Raw genomic sequence first — 20563 nt, forward strand, 5'->3', positions numbered from 1 at the left:
TCCCAGTCGCTTCGACGACGTTGCTATGACTTTTGACCGTGTACTACGTCGTTGAGCGTTTCACCCTATCGCCTTTCGGACCTGTTTTGGAGACACGTCTCCCATACGGTGAAGACGCGATGACCTTTGACAGAGCAATATCGAGACAGTGTGATCTGCTGCCTTTCTCATCATCATGGATTGTGACCTGGGAAGTGATCGCTACTGGTCAAGCCGTCACCATTTTGAGTGATTGGAGGAAGCACGAAATCTGATCCAGGGGAGTAATCACCCATAGCCAGTACCGGGTCATAGCGATGGATGGAGAGCAAAATATTTGGATAAATCAATGCAGTGGGTGTTACGACCAGCTTTTTGCTCACCTGGCGGCTCCCATTTGCATCCTGGATCGTCAGGGTAAGGGGATAGGTTCCGCCTTGAGAATAGGTGTGTTGAATGGAGAGACCATCCGCCTGGACATTATCACCAAAATCCCAATGAGCCTTCAATTTGCTCTGTGGGTCGCGAGGGTCAAAGGAGGCCAGGGCGTTTAGCTTGAGAGGGACTCCTGGCTGTAAGATACCCACACTGCTGATGGCGGCAAGAGGGCCAGGAGCAAGATGATCAATGTCGATATGGCCAAGCATGGCTGGCTGATCGATCATCCAGGCAGCGAGCATGGTCTGAAAATCAAGGGACAGCGTCAAGGCCTGGGATTTGCGGGTCTCGCCGTTGGCATAGCCATTCATGAGTTGAATGGTGTCATAGTGAGAATCATAAGGGTATCTTTGATTGGCAGGAACACTGCCACCTTCAAAGCGTCCGGTCTGAGGATTAAAGAGACCGTCATCACCTGCGATGAAGGTCAGGGCGGATACATTGGCCTGATCGAATGCTGCATCGTCGCTACCACCCAGAGGATCCCCTGTAACCAGAATATGTGAAATCTGGTCATCGGTGAAGATGGGCTGCTGAACATCTTTCCCCTGATTATCATGGTACAGAGCAGACGTGTAACCCATCATGCGCATTTCGCTGGCGACCGCCGGCAGAGCGGAGCGAATCAGATCGGCAAAGTAGGTCTGTGAAGTAGTATTCTTATTCCAGATATGCAACGGGATGAATGGATTGCTGGCTTTGCCCTGGAAGCGTACCGGATAGGAGAAGCCCGATTGCTCCTCGTTGATCATCGCAACAATATTGGCGGTATCACCATTGACGGTGCTATTTACATAGTCGTAGGAACCAAGTACACCTTCTTCTTCGGCATCAAAGATCACAAAGCGTAGCGTACGAGCGGGATAGAGATGATGGTCCCGCCAGTAGTCGGCGAGAGCTTTGGCCTGTCCTAACATGATCGCACAGCCGCTGGTATCATCGAAAGCTGAGCCTTGCGAGACATGCATGCCATCGTAGTGGCTGCCTACGACTACAACCTGTTCGGGATGGACCGCTCCGGGGATGGTTACTTCGACATTGTAGCCGGACGAGTCTCCAGGGCGACTGATCCAACCTGCTTTAAAATAATTGTAGGTGACCTGAGGCGCAAATCCCTGGAAATTTTGCTGCATTACTTGCGCCCAGTACTGCGCAAACGCTTTATGTCCATTGTGCTCGGCAGAGAGATCGAAGCCTGACTCGCGCTGCTGAAATGTGGTTGACATGTAATAAAGCTGATCATAAACATAATTTGCATCCAGTGCGGGGAATGCATAGGTAGCCGCTTCAGGAGTTTTTGTGGTCGCTATGGACGGCGTACCGGTCTTGCTATTTTGCTGTGGAGCGGTTGTGCAAGCAGCCAGTACAACAAGGAAGACAAAGAGACAAGTGCGAGGTATTGGTTGGATGTGCGTTAGCCACTTATAAGAATGCACTCTTTGTTTATTTAATCTAAACATAGTGTAATCACCTTCTCCTCTTTCTTTTTGTGCTTTCCGCATACAATGTGCGTTATAAAGCACAAGTTATCTAGTACTTCGTCAGAAAGAAGGCAACTGTCACATTTTATAGGTCTGGGTAGGAGAACTACCCGCACGCACTTACGTACATCCTGTTGGCTTAATGTCATAAGGATGTACGTAAGTGCTAATAGAGCGCAATGATGTTGTGAGCACCTTTGCTCGGATATTGTTCTATGAGAGAACCGTGACTTTCGAGATATCAGCTCCCAGACCTTTGAGTGCGGCATAGGTAAGCTTATCCATCATCGCACCCTCAAAGTTCATGGATTGGATGGCACGCTTCAGAGACCAGATCCCCACCGGACGGAACGACACGTTTTTGAGGGTCGCGCCCTGAAACGATACATCCTTGAGTCCTGGTAGGTCAAATGTGACGCCGATGAAGGTCTGTCCATCCAAGCGCAGCCCGTACAGATCGGAATAGTGGAAGCCCACACCGAGAAAGGTACAGTTTTCAAAGGTGGTTTTGCGCAGGTCAGTGTATTTGAAGTTGACATCGGTGAACCTGACGCCGATGAATTGTGCTCCGGCCAGCGCCGACTTGTTGAAGTTAGTGCGTACCAGGATGGCTTCACGGAAGTTTGCATCCGCCAGGTCCAGGGTGGAGAAGTCGCAATCGGTCAGATTGGCGCTCGTAAAGTTGGCTTCACGGACATCGCTATTTCGAAACGAGCTGCCGGTCAAGTCTGCACCCGTAAAGTCAGAGCCGCGCAATGCACTCGCGTGAAAATTCCCTTGATGTGCGATCACGCCTGCAAAGTCGCTCTGCACTAGATTGCTCGCACTGAGATTGATGGCCACCTGTCGCTCCAGCGAGCGGGAGAGTGCAGCAACCTCCAGGACGGTTTGCTCAATGTCGCCAACACTATCAATGGTCATGTTGAAAGCTGTTTCATCATCCTTGCCCTCGGCTTTCAGTTCACGGAAGCGCTCCTGCAAATCGGAGAGCAGATCGGCCTTTAATTCAGTGATGCTTTTTCCCTCTTCGTAGGGAGCAAACACGCCGTTGATATAGTTGGTTAATTTCTCGTTCATAACATCATCTTTCCTTTACAATAGGCTTATAATAAGTTATCCAGTACGTGCTTCATTCATATCCTTAGATGCTGCCATCTTGTCACGCGTGCTTTTTGTATGCCCTCATGGCGAAGATGTAGGCTACAACCAGAATGCCGACGCACCATGCAAGAGCAACCCATATATCATGAGACACTGGCTGTCCAGACAGTAGCGCACGGATGGTTTCTACGATCGCGGTCACTGGCTGGTTTTCGGCAAAGATCCTGACTACCAGGGGCATCGATCTGGTGGGCACAAATGCCGAGCTGACAAACGGTAGGAAGATAATTGGATAAGAAAATGTGGTTGCGCCGTCTGTCGTTTTTGCGGTCAGTCCGGGAATCACGGCAACCCAGGTTAATGCTAACGTGAACAGTGCGAGTATGCCGGCGACGGCCAGCCATGATAGGATGCCTGCCGATGAACGAAAACCCATAATCAATGCGACGAGAATGATCACAACAACCGAAATTGCGTTGGATACCAGCGAGGTCAGGACGTGTCCCCACAGCATAGTCGAAGGTGCAATCGGCATGGAGCGAAAGCGCTCAAATATGCCCTGTTGCACATCGGTAAACAAACGGAAAGCTGTATAGGATATCCCGCTCGCAATAGCAATCAGTAAGATACCAGGTAACAGGTAATTGACATAATTAGCCGTCCCGGTTTGAATGGCGCCGCCGAATACGTATACGAATATCAACATGAACATGATAGGCATGATGGTGACCGTGATGATGGTGTCCATGCTGCGGAAAATATGGCGCATGGAGCGACCGAGCATCACGCTCATATCGATGAAAAAGTGTTTCTGTAGCGTCTCCATTTACTCTTTCTCCTTTTTACCTATGATGGCAAGGAAGATTTCCTCTAATGTCGGTTGTTTTTCAACATACTCTACCTGAGCAGGCGGGAACAGCTTTTTGAGCTCTGGGAGTGTGCCGCTGGCGATAATCTTTCCCTCATGGAGAATGGCAATGTGATCAGCAAGCTGTTCAGCCTCATCAAGGTACTGCGTGGTCAGGAAGACGGTTATACCGCCATCGGCAAGCTCCTTCACGATTTTCCATACCTCGATGCGCGCCTCGGGGTCAAGTCCAGTGGTCGGCTCGTCGAGGAAAATGATCTGCGGCTTCCCTATCAGACTCATGGCGAGGTCAAGCTTGCGGCGCATACCGCCTGAATAGGTAGATACTCTGCGGTTGGCGGCTTCGGTTAAACCGAAGCGCGTCAGCAGATCGTCGGCAACCTGGCGCGGATTTTTGAGGTGTCGGAGCCGGGCGATCATGATAAGATTTTCTTGTCCGGTCAAAATCTCATCCACGGCGGCGAATTGTCCGGTCAGACTGATTGATTGCCGTACGTAGTCTGGCTTTGATGCTACATCAAAGCCGTTAACGATGGCGGTTCCCCCGTCCTGTTTGAGCAGCGTAGTGAGAATTTTGATGATCGTTGTCTTGCCTGCGCCGTTAGAGCCAAGCAGGGCGAAAATGCTGCCATGTTCCACTGTGAAATGGACGTTTTTTAAGACATTGAGCTTCTTATATGATTTCTGCAGATCTTCTACTTGAATTGATATATTTGGCATGATATTTTCCTCATGATAGAACAATCACCTTCGATAGATCGGTTTCCATGCCTTTGAGCGCGGCATAGGTGAGCTTATCCATCATTGCACCCTCAAAGTTCATGGATTTAATAGCACGGTAGTATTTCTTAGATAAGGCGTATGCCGAGACGAATGATACATTTTTGAGTGTTGCGCCCTGAAACGAAACTCCATTCAGTGCTGCCTTGTCAAATGCGACGCCGATGAAGGTCTGCCCATCAAATCGCAGGCCGCGCAGATCCGCATATTTGAAGTCCACGCCGATGAAGATACAGCTTTCAAAGGTCGTTTTTCTCAGGTCGGTCTGAGCTAAATTGACATCGGTCAGTTTGACACCGATGAACTGTGCTCCGGCGACTCCCGACGTGCTGAAGTTGGTGCGAACAAGGATTGATGCACGGAAGCTCGCGTTTGCGAGATCAAGGGCGGATAAGTTGCAATCGGTCAGATTCGCGCCATCAAAAATGGCTTCACGGACGTCGCTCCCTCGAAACGAACTTCCGGTCAGGTCTGCGCCCGTAAAGTTAGAGCCGCGTAACGCACTTCCTTTGAAATTTCCTTGATGCGCGGTCACACCCGCAAAGTCGCTCTGTGGCAGGTTGCTCGCACTAAAGTTTATTAACACCTGTCGCTCCAGCGCGTGGGAGAGGGCGGCAACCTCCAGGACGGTTTGCTCAATGTCGCCGATACTATCAATGGTCATGGTAAAGGCTGTTTCATCATCTTTGCCCTCGGCTTTCAGTTCACGGAAGCGCTCCTGCAAATCGGAGAGCAGATCGGCCTTTAGTTCGGTCGCGCTTTTTACTCCATCGTAGGGAGCAAACACTCCATTGAGATAGTTTGTCAATTGCTCAGTCATAACACAACATTTCCTTTATAACAGGCTATCTAGCACGCGCTTGGCGTACTCCCAGTTGCTTTTGTTGCGATCGTATGTCGCTTTCCCTTTTTCAGTAATCCTGAAGTATTTACGCCTTCCTCCCTGAGATTCATCGCCCCAATACCATTCGATATCACCGTCTACCTCAAGCCGTCGGACGCTGGAATACATCGTAGCTTCCTTTAATTCATAATCACCGCCGGAACGCTCAGCAATCAGCTTGACAATCTCATAGCCGTAACGGTCAGCTTCCGATAAGAGCCGTAAAATCATCGTATCGGTATGTCCGCGTAGCAGGTCGGAAGTAAGTTTGTTTTCACTCATATCAATCACCTCACATGCATGATTATACATCATACTACTGTGGCTGTCAAGGTAGTATGATGATTTTAATACCTTGTTTGATAAACATGATGTTTTCATAACAGTAGCTGGCGGGTCTGATCGTACGTCGAGTGGGACATCGTGCCCGAGGGCACGACGCTACGATGTCTTCGCTTCGCTCGACATGAGACGTTATCCACAGAGCGATTGAGATCTCCACAAGTTCTCCACGATATTGCCTCGGCAGATGGTGGATAACTCACTTCTCTGTCTGGCAGAAAAGCACTACACTTGAAGCAGAGAAGATCAGTCATGTTTCGTATCCTCCCACAAGAAGGAGCTCAGTCAGATGAATATGCCATGCAGCACCATCAGATATCGTCCCATCTATGCGACCCGACAAGTAGCTCCGGTGATGCTGCGCTCCTCGAAGCAGCAGGACAAGCGCAAAGGCCGCAGCCTGAAAATGTTGGTTCCGACAGATACGGTCACTGTGTCCTGGCACATTTCATTCTGCGCAGGAATGGCACTGGCACTCATCTTTCTCCTCTGCGGCCGCATGCTCTAATTGATGGGCTCTCCTTCTGGCTGTAGCAGAGCATAGTTGATGGGCAGTTCTTCCAAAAAAAGTTTGCGTGCCCCGGTCCAATTTGATACACTGGCTCTGTATAAAGCGCAATGGATGTCTCTTTTGGGGGAGGGCGTACCGTACAACCTCCCGAAAGATTTTTGGTAGAAGGAAAGCTGCATAATCGATAAACTGGCCTGGATTTATCTGGAGAATAAGCGTGTGCTTGGTACGCGCTCACAAGGGAAGGATACGTACTATCTGCCCGGGGGCAAGCGTGAGCCGGGTGAGACGGATCAGGAGGCGTTAATAAGGGAAATTAAAGAAGAGCTGACGGTTGACCTGCTTCCGGAGACAATCACGTTTTTTGGGCAGTTTGAGGCTCAGGCCCATGGGAAGCCGGAAGGTGTGCTGGTCAGGATGCTTTGTTATACCGCAGCGTTTTCGGGAGAGATCCAGGCGGCCTCTGAGATTGAAGAGGTGGCCTGGCTGCACTACTCAGATGGAGAGCGTTGCTCACTGGTGGATCGTCTCATCTTTGAAGATTTGAAGCAGAAAGACCTGCTTGTATAGGATAAGGGAGCGGGATGTATGTCTGATATCTTGCTGAGCCGCATTCGTCTCTATCCTATCAAGGGATGCTCGGGTACGGATGTCCAGATGGCTCGGATGGATGCTCGTGGCTTGCGCTATGATCGGCGCTGGATGCTTGTCAATGAGTTTGGTCTGGGACTGCAACAGCTCGATTATCCAGTGCTCGCTCGTATCATCGCTGGTGTCGAGGACGATCATTTATGTGTCGAGGCACCGGGCATGCCACCGTTGCGCATCCCGGTGCAATCTCAGCTTGAGCAGGCCAACGTTGTGCGCTGGTACAATGGACGCTGTGAGGCGCTGTCTGTCAGTGAGCAGGCCGATGCCTGGTTTCAACGCTTTCTCCACGTCTGGTGTCGTCTGGTCTTTATGCCTGAGAGTACACCACGCTTTATGGATGCGGACTATGCGATCAATCATGAACTGGCAGCTTTTACCAGCTTTCAATATCATCTGCTGGGAGAGCGCTCGTTGGAGGATCTGAATCGACGCCTGGATACGCCCGTTCCCATGGAGCGCTTTCGACCGAATCTCGTGATCTCCGGCGCTCCTGCCTTTGCCGAAGATGGCTGGCGGACCATTCAGATCCAACAGTCCGTCTTTCATGTAGTCAAACCATGTAATCGTTGCGCTATTATCATGGTCGACGCGTCTACGGGGAAGCCAGCTGGCAAGGAGCCTCTGGCAACCCTGGCCCGTTATCGTACAGTGCAGCAGAAAGTGCTCTTCGGCCAATATCTTCTCTCAAGCGGGGAGGAGATGCTGCGTGTGGGTGATCCTATCCAGGTTTTAGAGCAGCAAGAACCTGTGAGCTTTGAGTCTTGAGGCTCTACTTTGTAGAGTGTTCTCAGCGCGTAGAGCTCCTATTTGAATGTGTATATAGCCTGGTCGGATCAGTTTGTGGGTGTGGTCTGTTAGACTGAATATGGCTGGAATATTTTTCTGGCATCCAGGTGTTGTTTAAGTAGGTGATAATTGTAAGTTCCCCCCGTGCTGTTTCTCGTCGAAATGGGGGAAGTTGTAGCTTTTACGAAAGAGGTTTTCTCTATGAATCCTTGGGAAGAGCGTAATAAAGGTGTGATTGAGGAGTTTCGCGCAAATGGAGGCCAGGTGGGAGGTTGGGGGCCATTGATGCTCCTAACAACTACCGGTGCCAAATCTGGAAAGCCCCGTATCGCTCCTTTGATGCTGGTTGAAGAGGGAGAGCGCGTGATTGCGGTCGCATCGAAGGGCGGAGCTCCGAAGCATCCTGAGTGGTATCTCAACCTGGTCGCCAATCCTCATGTGACCGTTGAGGTGCGAGATGAGAAGTTTGAAACAACTGCGAAGGTTCTTTCAGGTGCAGAACGGGAAAAAGCATTTAAGAAAGCTATTGAGGTTTTTCCTAATTATGCTGAGTACCAAAAAAAGACGGAACGTGAAATTCCTGTGATTGCTCTCGAACGGCCTGCGAAGTAGCTGATAGCTATTCCGGTTGTTATGCCTCTGGTGCCGGGGGGCTTGCTCCTTGCGTGATCACAAGGAAGATTGCATGAGCTATCTGCTCCCGCGCAATGGTTATTTCCTCCTGGCTCCACTGTATCGCGGTTCCAAAGATGGTCCAGCTGGCAACGTGAGCGGTTGTTTCTAATAATGCAATCTTTTTCCTCTTCCCATCCTCTGTCTGCTTAAGCAAAGTGAAGAGTATGTTTGTCAATTCGTCGCGCATGGCCTTTTCAAGCAGCGGCGCGAGAATGTGCGCGGTTGGCTGCTGATGATGATATTTTTCCTCCAGGTTTAGCAGGACGACCTGAATCAGGCACAGCAAGGTTGTTTGATCCCAGCGTGGCGTGGGTGGAAGCTTGCTGCAGAGTGCCAGGCGAACCTGCTCACGGATCACTGTATCGATGAGCATGTATTTATCGGTGAAGTGAAGATAAAATGTGCCGCGATTGACGTTAGCCCGCTCTGTGATGTCCTGAATGCTTGTCGTGAGAAAGCTTTTTTCAATCTCACGGATACTTACTGTGGCTGTTGTATGTTTCTCCTGCACTACATCCTTGAATGCTTGCTGCAATACCTGACGCGTGCGTTGAATGCGTCGATCGACGCTGCGCGTTGAGGTCATCATCGGTCCTTGTTTCTCGGTACTCAACAAAATCCTCCATCTGTTCAATTCTCAACAGATGCTCACGCTTGCTGATTGTTTATCGGAGCATTGAGCTTTAGTATGGTCTTTGACGCTTGCGATGTCAAGTGTCCTGTGAGTATATGTTCTGCCAGTTGAAAGAAAGAAGAAATTTGTATGAGTAACCTACCACCTCTGAGCACTCGAAGAGTGTCTTTTGCTGACGGCTTAACGATACGCGTTGATGAGCGAGGTAGTGGCCGCCCTGTCCTTATCTTGCATGGAGGCGGTGGTCCACAGCCTGTGGCTGGCATCGCTGCGGGACTGTCCAATGCTCACGTGCTGGTACCGACGCATCCAGGTTTTGATGGAGAACCTCGTCCGGAGTGGTTTAACAGTATTGATGATCTTGCCTATGCCTACCTTGATCTGCTTGAACAGCTTGAGCTACGCGACGTCCTGGTGATTGGCTATTCGATGGGTGGCTGGATCGCCTCGACCATGGTCTTACGCGATACTTCGCAGCTGGTGAGTAGTCTCGTGCTGATCAACGCTGCGGGAATTCAGGTTGAGGGACATCCCGTGGCTGATATCTCTAATCTAACGCCTGATGAGATCTCGGCGCTCATCTTCCATAATCCGGCAGCCTTCCGCGTCGATCCGGCGATCGTAACTCCGAAGCAGGTCGATGTTAGCCAGGCCAACGCTCGGGTGGGGGCGATCTATGATCAGGGGCTGATGAGCGCAGATTCGAAGCTGAAACGACGGCTCAGTCACGTGCATATCCCGGTCCTGGTAGCGTGGGGAGAGAGCGATCGCATATTAGATCTGGAGTATGGCCGTGCCTATGCCCAGGCGTTCCCGAATGCTCGTTTTGAGCTCATTCCGGAAGCCAGCCACATGTCGCCAGTTGAGCAGCCTGAGCGCTTGCTTCTCCTTATACAGAGGTTCGCGGTCAGCACTCATGTGGCGTCGGATGTTTGATCGTCTGAGTTGGATTTAATGATTCCTGGATAGGATGCTACTAACAACTACCGGTGCCAAATCTGGCAAGCCCCGTATCGCTCCTTTTGTTATGCCTCTGGTGCCAGGGGGCTTGTTGTGGTTTGACACCCGGATCTACACAATTATGTGTCAAACCACGCTTCGCTCCTTGCGTGATCACAAATAAGGTTGCATGAGCCATCTACTCTCGTGCTATTGTTGTTTTGCCTCTGATGAGGGCTGGGGACTATCTTCTGCACTCGTGCGCGGCTGCAATCCAGCCTTATGATATATCGCGTCGATTACCCGCATATTGGCAATCGCGTCGTTGGCGTTGGTCAGCACTGGTGTACCTTCGTTGATGGCGCTGGCAAAGGCGCGCAGTTGATACGTATAGCTCGCGTCTCCTCGCACATGTTCTGTTCGCTGCTCTCTGGTGGTCTTCACGGTCAGGCGGTGATAGGCTTGTGGTGCAAGGTAGTTCAGTACGCTCATGTGGCCCTGATCACCGATGATGCGTGTACTGATGCGCAAGAGATCGCTGGAAAAAAGAGAGGCTCTGATACGGCCTGTGATCCCGCTGGGGAAACGTAGATCGGCATCCATGCGGCGATCAACGCCCGGCGAATCCAGTATGGCCGTTGCCTGCATAACTTCTGGCTCCTCCCCGCTTAAGAAGCGTAAGAGGTTAATAGTATAGGAACCTGTGTCCATAGTGGCTCCGCCTCCTAGAGCAAGCTTATAGCGAATATCGTTGCGAAAAAACAGGGGGACGCAAAGCGATGCGTCAATGTGACGAAGAGTGCCTAGCTCACCACTGCTGACGATCTCTTTCATACGAGCTGCGAGTGGGTGATAACGGTAATGGAAAGCTTCCATCAAGACCAGACCGCTCTGCTGTCCAGCTTGCGCCATACGTTCAGCTTCTACGGCGTTTGAGGCAAAGGGTTTTTCACAGAGTACATGTTTACCAGCCTCCAGTGCACGTAGCGTCCAGCGTCCATGCAGGCTATTAGGAAGTGGAATATAGACAGCATCGATGGCGGGATCGTGCAACAGCTCATCATAGTTGGCAAAGACGTGCGGGATCTGATGCTTTTTGGCGAATGCCTGCGCACGTGTGATGTCACGTGCAGCGATCGCTGTCACTGTGACTCCAGTGATCTGCTGAGCTGGCTTAATCAGCGCCATTGAAACAATTTTCGCCGCGCCGAGAATACCGATGCGCACAGTCTCCATAGGTGTCTCTCCTGTTCTGGCTTGTACCTGACAGATGTTTTTTTGTTTTCTGATAGGTAAAAAGCAAATAAGTGGTGTGAGTTATTATTGACATCATTAGTATATAATATGATGTAATTAGTGTCAATAACTGTTATGAGAGGATTTTGAGTATGAGATGAATTGAATGCTGTAGCAGCAACCATTCTCCAGGAGTGCCGTGAACTCCTGGAGCAACGGCAGGCGGTAATTGTCGCGAACGCAGAACTGCAATAACGCGAGTCACTGAAGTTGTTGTTTCTACCATGAGCAACACAGGCAACTCGAAAGAGAGCTTTATTGCCATTTACAACTTCCTCCGCATGAGTTGGATGCACTGGTCCCTGGATAGGATGCTACTGGGAAGGTGGGAGGTCTATGATAAAGCGACTGCCTTCGCCGGGGCGTCCTGTGCTCTCGACCCAGATGTGTCCGTTCATGGCTTCGATCAGGTATTTGCAGATGTAGAGGCCCAGGCCGGTGCCGCGTATCGTGCCGGCCAGGTCGCGTTTGAGGCGGGTCAGTTTCTCAAAAAGGGATGGGAGTTCCTCCGGGGGGATGCCTGGGCCGGCGTCCTGTACGCAGAGATAAACGGGGGCGTTGGGGGCCAGATGGATGGCTTCGATCAGGACGGTTGTCTGCTTCGGTACGTATTTGACGACGTTGCTGAGCAGGTTTTGCAGGATGCGGTAGAGGTAGTTTGGATCTGCCCAGACGCTGACATGTTCGGCTATCTGGATGTTGATGGTGTAGGCTTGCATGTCTTGAGGATTCAGGTTTGCGAGCGCTTTCTGGACTATTTGTCTGACGTTGACGTCTTCACGCTGTGGAAGAGGAAAGGCTCCGGTGGTTGCAATGGCATCTAGTGTGCCATCGACGAGGCTGACGAGTTCTTCATAACTGTTGATGGCGTGCGTTAATAATTGATGACGCTCCTCGGGCTCTAAATTTTCGAAGAAGTCTTTAAATATCTCCAGGAAACTTCCCACTACCGTCAGCGGCGTACGCAGTTCGTGGCTGATGTGGATGAGAAATTGATTTTTGAGCTCATTGATATTTCTCTGCTGCTCGTAGGCGAGCTTGACACGTTGCTCGGCTTGTAAGGCGAGTTGGCGCTCTTGCTCCGCTTGTAGTGTACGCTGACGCGCAGCCTGAACCATATCAACCGCGGTACGCAGCCAGCAGATGACGATGCCCAGGCCAAACGAGGTCCCAAAGCCAATCACGCCACCCTCCAGGAATTCTTGATCGGGCAGCATCCCGTGAAGCAGCAGGGCATAGACAACCTGGAAGGCGATCCCGCTGAGGATCAGGCTGACAAGCAGGCCACGATAGCGAAAGAGCCAGCAGGCCGCAATAATCGGTAGGTACATCGTGGCACCGTTGTGCGTGAGAGGAAAAAGGATCCAGAGTCCGGCGACTCCCAGGACGTAGGAGATCGTTACAATGAGCAGGCGTTTGTTGCGCGAGAGGAGTAGCCAGGAGATTGGGAGTGTATGGATGTGTTGCAGGAAGATGAGGGCGCTTCCTAGTTGCTTGACCCATAATTTCTCCTTAAAAAAACGAGATGCACCTGCCAAAAGTGAATCCTCCTTTGCTTGTTATAAAGGAGTATAACAGATGAATACACTAATGTATATGATACGTAGCAGGTAGTCGATAGCCTATCTAAGATACCTGTCACATCCTGGATAAGATAGGATAGGCAATGTTTGGGGTGTCAGGATATTGTGTGAGGACTTCATCAATGTGATCTAAGCGGACGGCAAAAGCTTTAGGTAAAAGAGGATCCCGCAGAATTGCATACTGCTGATTATTGATTTGGACAAAGTTATCACAGACAATCGCATGCCCGGTATAGTTTGGCTTTTCTCTTTTCCGTATAGAGAGGATTGAAGATGCAGCTTGTCCATATTCATTCACCCCTATCTTATCGACTATATCATGCATTGAAGCTATTTTCTCTGCCTGGTAAGACACAGGAAATTTTAGTTTTCTAAAAGCTTCAGGTGCATCACGAAGGTGGGCTGCTCCATCTGCACTTGGGTTAAAGGCTTCAGTGATTTCTTGAGCTTTAAAAGCGAATTCAGGATTTTGATCACTACAGATCATTCTTGCAACTGTTGGAAGACACATTGAATCAGGCGCTGTCGTAAAAATATGCGAACCAGAGGGGGGCGCGATGTCAAACTTGCTTAATAGCTCGATGGGAATCATATGTTCATTCAGGAAATAAGGATGTTTGTTCTCGCCCTTTCTTTCTTCAATGTCTTTTAAACGTTCATGTGTCGCCCGAATTTCCTGGTTGAGAGCATTGATTTTATGTCGTACCTGTTCCTTTACCTCCGTAAGAGGTTGCTCTGGTTTGATCAGGTTCGGCTGTCTGATTGACTCTGGTTGACGTTTGTTTGAGGTTTGGGCGGCCTGTTTGTGTGTGGATGTATCACTGGCTAAGGGAGGCGTAGATCTCTGGGCGTACAGGCGTAATGATTTTTCAATTTTTGCAGAGAGCTCTCGCAGGTGATTGCGTTGTTCATCTAATTTGTTGGCATATAAACGCTCCTGTGTTTGTTGTGTTGTTAGTCTGTTTAGCTTATCATCGTTGTTTACCAACTGCATATCATTTTCAAGCTGCTCGATGGTCAGTAATCTGCGTTCAAGTCGCTGAAGACTTGCTGCTCCTCCTGCTTTAGAGGCATCTTCTTTTGCTTTTTGTACATCCTCTTTGGATTGTTTTTTGTACGCTTCCCATATATAAAATGACGGTGATTCCTTTGATTGCATTGAATTAGAGATAGAATGATTCAATAATTCATCATTACATGTATATAGGAGCGATATCTTAAAACGTAAAGCATCTCGTTCGGTCTCTCTAGAGGCTATCTTTTGAGGCAGCAGAGTATTTTGTTCATGTAAATGCTGGAGATTGAGATCAACCAGTTCTCGTTGTTTGTCCAGTGCAACATGGGGTTGCATATGCTCGCTCGGAATACTTTTGATCTTGTGACGAATGGCATCCATCTCTTGGTGCATTTTTGGCAAGGTTTCTTGAATTGCATGACGATCTTCCTGGAGTCGAGCAATAAGCGTATCAAGGGATTTTAGTTTGTTGGAACGATAACTTGCGACTGTTGTCTGTGCTTCATATGCAGAGGGGCCTCCACGCCTGAGGCTCTGCAAGTGTGCCTGTTCAATCTTTATCTGGGCGTTGATTGCATTGATCGCTTTTTGCTCCTCTTCAAGGCGCGTAGATTGTGCATGGAGATCGTTTGTGACAAGTGTATCCAGGGCCGCTTTTTTCTCGTGAGATGCTGTTTGTAATTGTCTGATATGACTGATCTGCGCACTGATTTTGTTTGTGGCAATTGTCCCTGCCTGTTGTGCTTCGAGCTTTTGCTGGTACCTTTCTAAGATTGCAGACTGAGTTGGATCATGCTCGTAAAAACGTTGGAGATTCTGAACTCTTGCAATTTGCTCATTAATCGGGCGGCTGACAGCCATCTTAGCAATATCACCTTTTCTATGTTGATCTAAAAAGGCTTGATGCTTGTTGGCTATGGATAATTCGTCCTGCAGCCGTCCCAGTTGGACTGTCAGGTGGGTTTCCTGTGCCTGGAGGCTCCTTGTTTTCTCGCTGGTATCAATCGTGCTATTGCTGCTCCGCTCAACTTTTAATTGAGCCTGAATGTCTGTTAAAGCTGTTTCTGTGTGATCAATTATTTCTACTGTTTGTGCTATATGGTGTCTGTTCGTCTTTTCCAGAGAATCTATTGGCCTCTTCATACTAGTCTTTTGTGCCAGTTGATCTAGCTCTTGCTGTGTATAAATTCCTCTCTGTAGGTTCTCTGCATGCGCATCAGGAGAGCCTGGGATATATTGAAGACTCTTAAAATCCGCTTCTATCGATTGGATATAATGTGTCTTCCTCTGTATGGAATTATGATGAGTTGTGATCTGCTCTTCGATTTTTTGTACACCATCTGTATCGCCATGGCTTTGTAGCTTTTTCTGTTCTTGTTGTAAAGATATAATTTTCTCTTCGTAGAATGCTATATCAACCAGTGCTACTCGTACCTCTTCGCGCATGTCGTGCTCTACAAGGAGTTCTTGTTTCGAGCGTTTCTCTCTCTCTGCATCCAGGCCCTGCAGGTGTTTTTGCTCGGAGGTAAGCTGTTTTTTGAGGTCTGCAAGATGTCTATCCAGACTTGCTATTTCACTGGTCACATGGCTATGATCTTCTTGCACGCCTTGCAGTGTACCCTCATGCGCTTGAATTTGCTGTCTGCTTTGTTGCTGGTGTTGAATTTCTGCTTCCAGATACTTGAGATTGTCTTTGACCATCGTGACATGTTCGGTGAAAGGTTGCGTGACATGGGGAGGCATGGCATCATTTCTCCGCAAGGTATCACGGTCGTTTTCGGCTTTAGCTATTTTTTTGTTCACCGCTTCAAGGTCTGTACCTGCTTTTGTGATCATTGCTTCTACGAAGGTAAGCTGTCTGTTAAGGTTGAAGAGGGAATCTCCTTGTTGTTCGCCCTCGAGTGCTTGTTTGTATATTTCGAGCTCGGTGGTTCTTTTTTGTTGTGCTGATAGTCGCTCGTGCAGTTGTTTGAGCTCGGCCCTGACCTCTTGAAAACGTTTCTCTTGGATGGCTGCTTCGCTCTTGTTCTCTTGAGTAAGGAAATGACTATTCACCCTCACGCGTTGCATTGCCTCAGCAACTTCGCCACCTGGCTGTTGTGGCCTCGTTGCGATGAGGTCCTCGATTTTCGCTGATATTTCGGTCAGTTCCTGGCGATATGCCTGTGTCTCCTGAGCAATTTTTTCTTGCTGTCTGGTAGTATCGCGTAGAGTGGGCACATCCTGGCGGGGACGTTCGAGGAATCTGGCGCTTGGAGAAGCACGTTGATATTCGTAGGAGTGAAGACGATGTTGCTCTTTGAGTATGTCGAGCATTCCTGGGGATTGAGTGCTGGAGCTGTCAAATCTTTCAAGGTGGTGTGACATACTCTACCTTCACTAATCTTCTCGTCGGATTGCAGAGTGGTATCAATCGGTCGAAAAGAGCCATCGCTAAATTGTCAACGCCGTGCTCATCTGGCTCGTTGTGCCGCTACAACTCATCGATGAGAAACCGATCAGTAGATGAGAAACGTCTGAGCTACCGAGCGGCTTTTTGTGCAGATGATTGAAGGGCAAATAACATGGATAGTATTGGTATAGCAAGTATTATACCATGTTTGCATGCGTTTGAGATGGGGAAAGGTGGGAAGAGAGGAAACCTGTCAGGCGAATTCATCAGCTTGCCAGATGTGTCCATCGAGCTTATCGATGTCAACGAAGATGCCACCGGGAATGTGTCCTTCGGCTATGAGTTGATCGGAGGCAGCAAAAAAGGTCCATGTCATAGCCTTCTCGCTATGAAATGCCATCGGATGAAAGGCGTAGGAGGAGAAATGGGCGTCGCGTAGATCGTAGATAGCGTCGAGTGCCAGTTCGGCAGCCTCTAACTGCGAAACCAGCGGCTGGCGGTAGTCCATGTCTATGATGAGTGCCGCACCATTAGCGTCCTGGATACGTTGTAAAAGCGTCTCAGCCTGCTTTATTGGTAGATTGAGGCCGAGAAAACCACGTGTCTCAGCGGTAAAGGTGAGCAGACGCTGCGACCAATCCGGCTGGCTGATTTGAGGAATCGACCGGGCAAGGTCAGCCAGTTGAGGCGGCGTCGAACACTCCCAGGTAAGATAGAGGTCATACATATGCTTGATTGATTTTCACTTTCCTGATCGATTTAAGAAATTGATTGCGCTTTGGGTAAGATAGGATAGGCGATATTTGGGTAGTTAGGGGACTGCGTCAGTATTTCATCGATATGATCTAAGCGGACGGCAAAGGCTTTGGGCAAAAGGGGATCTCGCAGCATTGCATACTGCTGATTATTGATTTGGATAAAGTTATCGCATACAATAACATGTCCCGAATAATCTGGCTGGCTAAATTTCCGTATGGAGAGGATTGAAGAGTTGGCTTGTCCATATGTATTGAAACCTATCTTATTAGCTATAGTATGCATTGAAGTTATTTGTTCAGCCTGGTATCTGATCGGAAATTTTAGTGTTTGCAACGCTTCAGGCATATTATGAAGATAAGCTCCTCCGCTTCCTAACGGATTAAATGCGTCGGCGATTTCTTTGGCCTTCGTGGCAAATTCAGGACTATGATCACTACAGATCATTCTGGTAGCTGTTGGGAGACACATTGAATCGTTCGTTGATGTGAAAATATGTGAGCCAGAGGGTGGAGCAATACCCAAATTGCTTAATGACTCAATAGGAATCATATGTTCATTGAGAAAATAAAAATGTTTACTTTCTCCCTTTTTCTCCTCGATACTTTTTAAGCGTTGATGGGCAGATTGAAGTTCTTCTTTTACCCGCTGAAGCTGAGCACGTAGCTCTGTTTGCATGGTTTCAAAATGTATTATGGTTTTTTTATTCTCTTTTGTTTTTGATTGGTGTCGATCCATGATTTGGGCGCGTCTTTGCTGATATCTTCTTAAAGAAGTTTCGATTTTATGACTGATTTTCCTCAACTGGTCGCGATGCTCGTCCAATTTATGAGCATATGACCACTCACGCGCTTGTTGAGCCTGTAAGCTTTCCGGACCCAGACCTTTCATGTGCCGCATCTCTGTTTCAAGTTGTTCAGCTGCCTGTAACCTCTTTTCGTAGTGAAGAAGGCTTGCCTTACCTTCGTCAGATGAATCCTGTCGTAACTGTTGTATTTCATTGCGCAAGAATTCTTTGTGCTGTGCCCATGAAGCGGATTGCCTCAAACCTGATTGTTCCAAGTTGTTCGCTAAAGAATAATCGATTAAGTTATCATTGCAGTCTAGCAGGTTCACTATTCTTTTGCTCAGAGTCTCTCGCTCTTGCACTTTTTGCGCAAGCTCCTGTGTTACTTGTGCATGCTTCTGATGCAGATGTTGAAGCGTATCACGCACCAATGCTTGTTGCTGATCCAGCTTAAGAGGAATTGGTTTGTGCTCACTGGATGCATCCTGAATCTGCTTTTGAAGGTGATCTCTTGTCTGATAAGCTTCTTGTGCCTCTTTTTGCCTGGCATCGCGTTGGGTCTGTAAATCCTTGATCGTGGTATCGAGTGCGGCGATTTTTCTTTGCCCGTCTGTTGTGATCAGCTCCTGTTGCATCTTTAGATTGAGCAGATCTGCGCGTTTGAGGACTTGCATGTGTGCTTCGGCTGCTTGAAGCTGAGATTTGATAGTTTCGCGCTCATTGATAAGGGTGGTTGATTGCTTCTGAAGAGCTTCTAGTTTATTGGTGAATTCGTTGCTATGGGGACCATGGCGATTTGCCAGGAGGTCCTGCGCTTCTGCCGCTATCTTAGCGAGCGTTACTTGGCTGGCTCTGAAGTCGATCTGCAACTGCTTGAGTTGCTCTTGCTGCTGGACGATTTTTTTTGCTGGTGTCTCTATCGTTGGCTCCAACGCTTTTTGCATGGTTTTAAGGCTTTTTGTGCGTTCAGTATTTGGTTCATACTGTGTATGGAAATGTTGTAGATTCTGGATCATCCTGAGCTGTTCATGAATCGGCCGGCTGACTATGTGCCACTGGGCCATACTTTCTCTTTGCTGTGCTAAATTTGTTTGATGCTTTTGTGCTGCTTGCAGATCTGTGTGAAGTTGCTGTAGCTGCTTTTCTAACTGTGTCGCCTGTGCTTGTAGGGGATGTGGGGTTTTATCCCTGTCTTCAATTAGCCTTTCTAAGGCGTTCTCAGTCTTTATTTGTGTCGTTAATTCAGTTAAAGTATGTTGAGTTTGTTGTATCGTGTCTTCTATTATTTCTCTATGTGTTTGGATGCTGAATTGCACGCGATTTATTCTCATGACAGTATTTGGCTGGTCCCGGAAATCCCTCTCAGTGTTTTGACAGTATTCCTCTGCATCCCGGATAAAATTGTTATTCTCTGTAATCTTATGTTCAACAGCTTTTATGCTATTCGTATCTCCTTTGGTCTGCAATTTTTGTTTTTCTTGCTGTAAAAAGGTATTTTGCATTTTTTTTAACGCAATATTCGCCTGCTTTACGCGTAATTCTTCCTGGAGGGGGTGTGGTATTAAGATCTTTTCATCATTCAGGCTTTGTGCATACGTTTTCTCAGCGGCAAGGTCTTTATGTAAGGTGGCAAGCTCTTTGTTCAAGTGTGCTATTGTTCTGTCCAGATCGCTTGTATCTTGCCGGGCCATCTGTGGACTGGCTCGATGATCGATAAGTTGTTCTTTGCTGCGTTGTTTGCTTTGTATTTCTAATTCAAGATACTTGATATGATTTTGTACCATCGATGTTTGTTCGGAGAGGGTTTGCGTGCTGGATTGTGCTCCTATCTCTTTGCGTAATAATTCCGCCCGCTTTTTTTCTGCGTCCGTCAGTTGTTGCTTTACTTCGTTGGATTTATCCTCTGCCTGTTTGATCGCTGCTTCCGCCGAGGTGAGCTGTTCGTTAAGGGCTGGCAGCTGAGCATCTCCTGAGGCGTAGGATGCTTTGAGCTTTTCGAGTGCGGTCTTTTGCTTCGCTAATTCTGTGAGTTTCTGTTGGTGTTGTTGTACTTCCTGCGCTTTCGAGGGATCGCCTTGTTTTTGTGCGATTTCTTCGTGCAGAGAGGCCATGGCGGTATCCAGCAGTGCCAGTTGTTTTCCCAATGGATGGGTTGTCAGGTTGGAGGTAGCTGCTTCTGGCGGCTTTCGCTCAAGTGATTGCTGATAGCTCTCCAGCTCTGCAATGCTTTTTTGTTGAACCGACTGTTTTTCTTGTAGTTGTTTGGCCGCGTTTCTGGCGTCCTGGAAGCGCGTTTCATTGCTGGCCGCTTCGCGATTGTTATCCTGGATAATCTGATGACTCTGTGTATCAATGCGCTCCATGACTTCAGTGATTGTATCAGTGGCTTTTTTGGGGGCGCTGTCTACTATTTCCCTGGTTTTTTGTATGGCCTCGGTAAGTTCTTGTTGATGCTCCTGTCTCTCTTGTGTGATTGCCTGATCAAGTTCAGCAATACGGGTAGAGGCTGGTACCTCCGGGCGGATGCGTTCAAGCAACTTGTTGCTGGGAGAAGCACGCTGATCCTCGTAGGGGCGGGGGCGTTTTTGCTCTTTGAGTACATCGAGCGTCTTTGAGGATTGAGTGATCTGGGTATTAAAATTTTCAACACGTTGTGCCATGCTCCA

The 20563-nt window shown here is 48.6% G+C and carries 19 protein-coding genes; 6 read left to right on the top strand and 13 right to left on the bottom strand.

What is annotated here, in order from left to right:
* Positions 1 to 173 precede the first annotated feature (173 nt).
* The 6 genes from AC27N8_RS35485 to AC27N8_RS35510 all read right to left on the bottom strand — a co-directional run bounded on the left by AC27N8_RS35485 (position 174) and on the right by AC27N8_RS35510 (position 5812).
* Positions 174 to 1877: a M28 family peptidase gene (locus AC27N8_RS35485; protein ID WP_487074512.1), complete on the bottom strand. Its 1704-nt coding sequence runs from the start codon at positions 1875 to 1877 to the stop codon at positions 174 to 176.
* A 234-nt stretch (positions 1878 to 2111) separates the two neighbouring features.
* Positions 2112 to 2975, bottom strand: coding sequence for a pentapeptide repeat-containing protein (locus AC27N8_RS35490; protein WP_487074514.1), 864 nt, complete (start codon positions 2973 to 2975; stop codon positions 2112 to 2114).
* An 82-nt stretch (positions 2976 to 3057) separates the two neighbouring features.
* On the bottom strand, positions 3058 to 3825 hold the full coding sequence (locus AC27N8_RS35495; protein ID WP_487074516.1) for an ABC transporter permease: 768 nt from the start codon (positions 3823 to 3825) through the stop codon (positions 3058 to 3060).
* Positions 3826 to 4587, bottom strand: coding sequence for an ABC transporter ATP-binding protein (locus AC27N8_RS35500; RefSeq protein WP_487074518.1), 762 nt, complete (start codon positions 4585 to 4587; stop codon positions 3826 to 3828). It abuts the gene before it with no gap.
* A 10-nt stretch (positions 4588 to 4597) separates the two neighbouring features.
* Positions 4598 to 5467, bottom strand: coding sequence for a pentapeptide repeat-containing protein (locus tag AC27N8_RS35505; protein ID WP_487074520.1), 870 nt, complete (start codon positions 5465 to 5467; stop codon positions 4598 to 4600).
* Positions 5468 to 5482: 15 nt separating this feature from the next.
* Complete coding sequence (locus tag AC27N8_RS35510; RefSeq protein WP_487074522.1) at positions 5483 to 5812, bottom strand: PadR family transcriptional regulator; 330 nt, start codon at positions 5810 to 5812, stop codon at positions 5483 to 5485.
* 349 nt (positions 5813 to 6161) lie between these two features.
* Here AC27N8_RS35510 and AC27N8_RS35515 point away from each other — a divergent pair, with 349 nt between their 5' ends.
* The 4 genes from AC27N8_RS35515 (at position 6162) to AC27N8_RS35530 (ending at position 8432) form a co-directional block, all read left to right on the top strand.
* A complete protein-coding gene (locus AC27N8_RS35515) occupies positions 6162 to 6380 on the top strand; it encodes a hypothetical protein (RefSeq protein ID WP_487074524.1) in 219 nt (72 codons plus the stop codon).
* A 180-nt stretch (positions 6381 to 6560) separates the two neighbouring features.
* Positions 6561 to 6953 carry an NUDIX hydrolase gene (locus AC27N8_RS35520; protein WP_487074820.1) on the top strand — a complete coding sequence of 131 codons (393 nt, stop codon included), beginning with the start codon at positions 6561 to 6563 and terminating at the stop codon, positions 6951 to 6953.
* An 18-nt stretch (positions 6954 to 6971) separates the two neighbouring features.
* Entirely contained in the window at positions 6972 to 7799 is an 828-nt protein-coding gene (locus AC27N8_RS35525; RefSeq protein ID WP_487074526.1) for an MOSC domain-containing protein, read from the top strand.
* 222 nt (positions 7800 to 8021) lie between these two features.
* Complete coding sequence (locus AC27N8_RS35530) at positions 8022 to 8432, top strand: nitroreductase family deazaflavin-dependent oxidoreductase (RefSeq protein WP_487074528.1); 411 nt, start codon at positions 8022 to 8024, stop codon at positions 8430 to 8432.
* Between the two features lie 19 nt (positions 8433 to 8451).
* On the opposite strand, the gene AC27N8_RS35535 is transcribed toward AC27N8_RS35530, so the two are convergent.
* Positions 8452 to 9108 (bottom strand): TetR/AcrR family transcriptional regulator, encoded by a 657-nt coding sequence (locus AC27N8_RS35535; RefSeq protein ID WP_487074530.1) that lies wholly within the window; start codon positions 9106 to 9108, stop codon positions 8452 to 8454.
* A 150-nt stretch (positions 9109 to 9258) separates the two neighbouring features.
* On the opposite strand from AC27N8_RS35535, the gene AC27N8_RS35540 reads away from it, so the two are divergent.
* Positions 9259 to 10065: an alpha/beta fold hydrolase gene (locus AC27N8_RS35540; protein ID WP_487074532.1), complete on the top strand. Its 807-nt coding sequence runs from the start codon at positions 9259 to 9261 to the stop codon at positions 10063 to 10065.
* A gap of 213 nt (positions 10066 to 10278) precedes the next feature.
* Here AC27N8_RS35540 and AC27N8_RS35545 read toward each other — a convergent pair whose 3' ends face one another.
* The 6 genes from AC27N8_RS35545 to AC27N8_RS35570 form a co-directional block, all read right to left on the bottom strand.
* Positions 10279 to 11304: a Gfo/Idh/MocA family protein gene (locus tag AC27N8_RS35545; RefSeq protein ID WP_487074534.1), complete on the bottom strand. Its 1026-nt coding sequence runs from the start codon at positions 11302 to 11304 to the stop codon at positions 10279 to 10281.
* 133 nt (positions 11305 to 11437) lie between these two features.
* Positions 11438 to 11629, bottom strand: coding sequence for a hypothetical protein (locus AC27N8_RS35550; RefSeq protein ID WP_487074536.1), 192 nt, complete (start codon positions 11627 to 11629; stop codon positions 11438 to 11440).
* 49 nt (positions 11630 to 11678) lie between these two features.
* A complete protein-coding gene (locus AC27N8_RS35555) occupies positions 11679 to 12902 on the bottom strand; it encodes a sensor histidine kinase (protein ID WP_487074538.1) in 1224 nt (407 codons plus the stop codon).
* Positions 12903 to 13002: 100 nt separating this feature from the next.
* Positions 13003 to 16329, bottom strand: coding sequence for a sbcc family protein (locus tag AC27N8_RS35560; protein ID WP_487074540.1), 3327 nt, complete (start codon positions 16327 to 16329; stop codon positions 13003 to 13005).
* A 278-nt stretch (positions 16330 to 16607) separates the two neighbouring features.
* Complete coding sequence (locus AC27N8_RS35565; protein ID WP_487074542.1) at positions 16608 to 17081, bottom strand: hypothetical protein; 474 nt, start codon at positions 17079 to 17081, stop codon at positions 16608 to 16610.
* A gap of 32 nt (positions 17082 to 17113) precedes the next feature.
* Entirely contained in the window at positions 17114 to 20041 is a 2928-nt protein-coding gene (locus tag AC27N8_RS35570) for a hypothetical protein (RefSeq protein ID WP_487074544.1), read from the bottom strand.
* A gap of 114 nt (positions 20042 to 20155) precedes the next feature.
* On the opposite strand from AC27N8_RS35570, the gene AC27N8_RS35575 reads away from it, so the two are divergent.
* Positions 20156 to 20512, top strand: coding sequence for a hypothetical protein (locus tag AC27N8_RS35575; protein WP_487074546.1), 357 nt, complete (start codon positions 20156 to 20158; stop codon positions 20510 to 20512).
* The last annotated feature ends 51 nt before the right edge of the window (positions 20513 to 20563 follow it).

The sequence above is a fragment of the Dictyobacter sp. Z7_2 genome (genome assembly GCF_057551105.1).

Bases quoted from the DNA above. Each gene is read 5' to 3' on its own strand.
- AC27N8_RS35560 (WP_487074540.1), bottom strand. From the start codon at position 16,329: ATGTCACACCACCTTGAAAGATTTGACAGCTCCAGCACTCAATCCCCA.
- AC27N8_RS35490 (WP_487074514.1), bottom strand. From the start codon at position 2,975: ATGAACGAGAAATTAACCAACTATATCAACGGCGTGTTTGCTCCCTAC.
- AC27N8_RS35495 (WP_487074516.1), bottom strand. From the start codon at position 3,825: ATGGAGACGCTACAGAAACACTTTTTCATCGATATGAGCGTGATGCTC.
- AC27N8_RS35485 (WP_487074512.1), bottom strand. From the start codon at position 1,877: ATGTTTAGATTAAATAAACAAAGAGTGCATTCTTATAAGTGGCTAACG.
- AC27N8_RS35500 (WP_487074518.1), bottom strand. From the start codon at position 4,587: ATGCCAAATATATCAATTCAAGTAGAAGATCTGCAGAAATCATATAAG.
- AC27N8_RS35515 (WP_487074524.1), top strand. From the start codon at position 6,162: ATGAATATGCCATGCAGCACCATCAGATATCGTCCCATCTATGCGACC.
- AC27N8_RS35510 (WP_487074522.1), bottom strand. From the start codon at position 5,812: ATGAGTGAAAACAAACTTACTTCCGACCTGCTACGCGGACATACCGAT.
- AC27N8_RS35540 (WP_487074532.1), top strand. From the start codon at position 9,259: ATGAGTAACCTACCACCTCTGAGCACTCGAAGAGTGTCTTTTGCTGAC.
- AC27N8_RS35530 (WP_487074528.1), top strand. From the start codon at position 8,022: ATGAATCCTTGGGAAGAGCGTAATAAAGGTGTGATTGAGGAGTTTCGC.
- AC27N8_RS35565 (WP_487074542.1), bottom strand. From the start codon at position 17,081: ATGTATGACCTCTATCTTACCTGGGAGTGTTCGACGCCGCCTCAACTG.
- AC27N8_RS35545 (WP_487074534.1), bottom strand. From the start codon at position 11,304: ATGGAGACTGTGCGCATCGGTATTCTCGGCGCGGCGAAAATTGTTTCA.
- AC27N8_RS35505 (WP_487074520.1), bottom strand. From the start codon at position 5,467: ATGACTGAGCAATTGACAAACTATCTCAATGGAGTGTTTGCTCCCTAC.
- AC27N8_RS35525 (WP_487074526.1), top strand. From the start codon at position 6,972: ATGTCTGATATCTTGCTGAGCCGCATTCGTCTCTATCCTATCAAGGGA.
- AC27N8_RS35550 (WP_487074536.1), bottom strand. From the start codon at position 11,629: ATGGCAATAAAGCTCTCTTTCGAGTTGCCTGTGTTGCTCATGGTAGAA.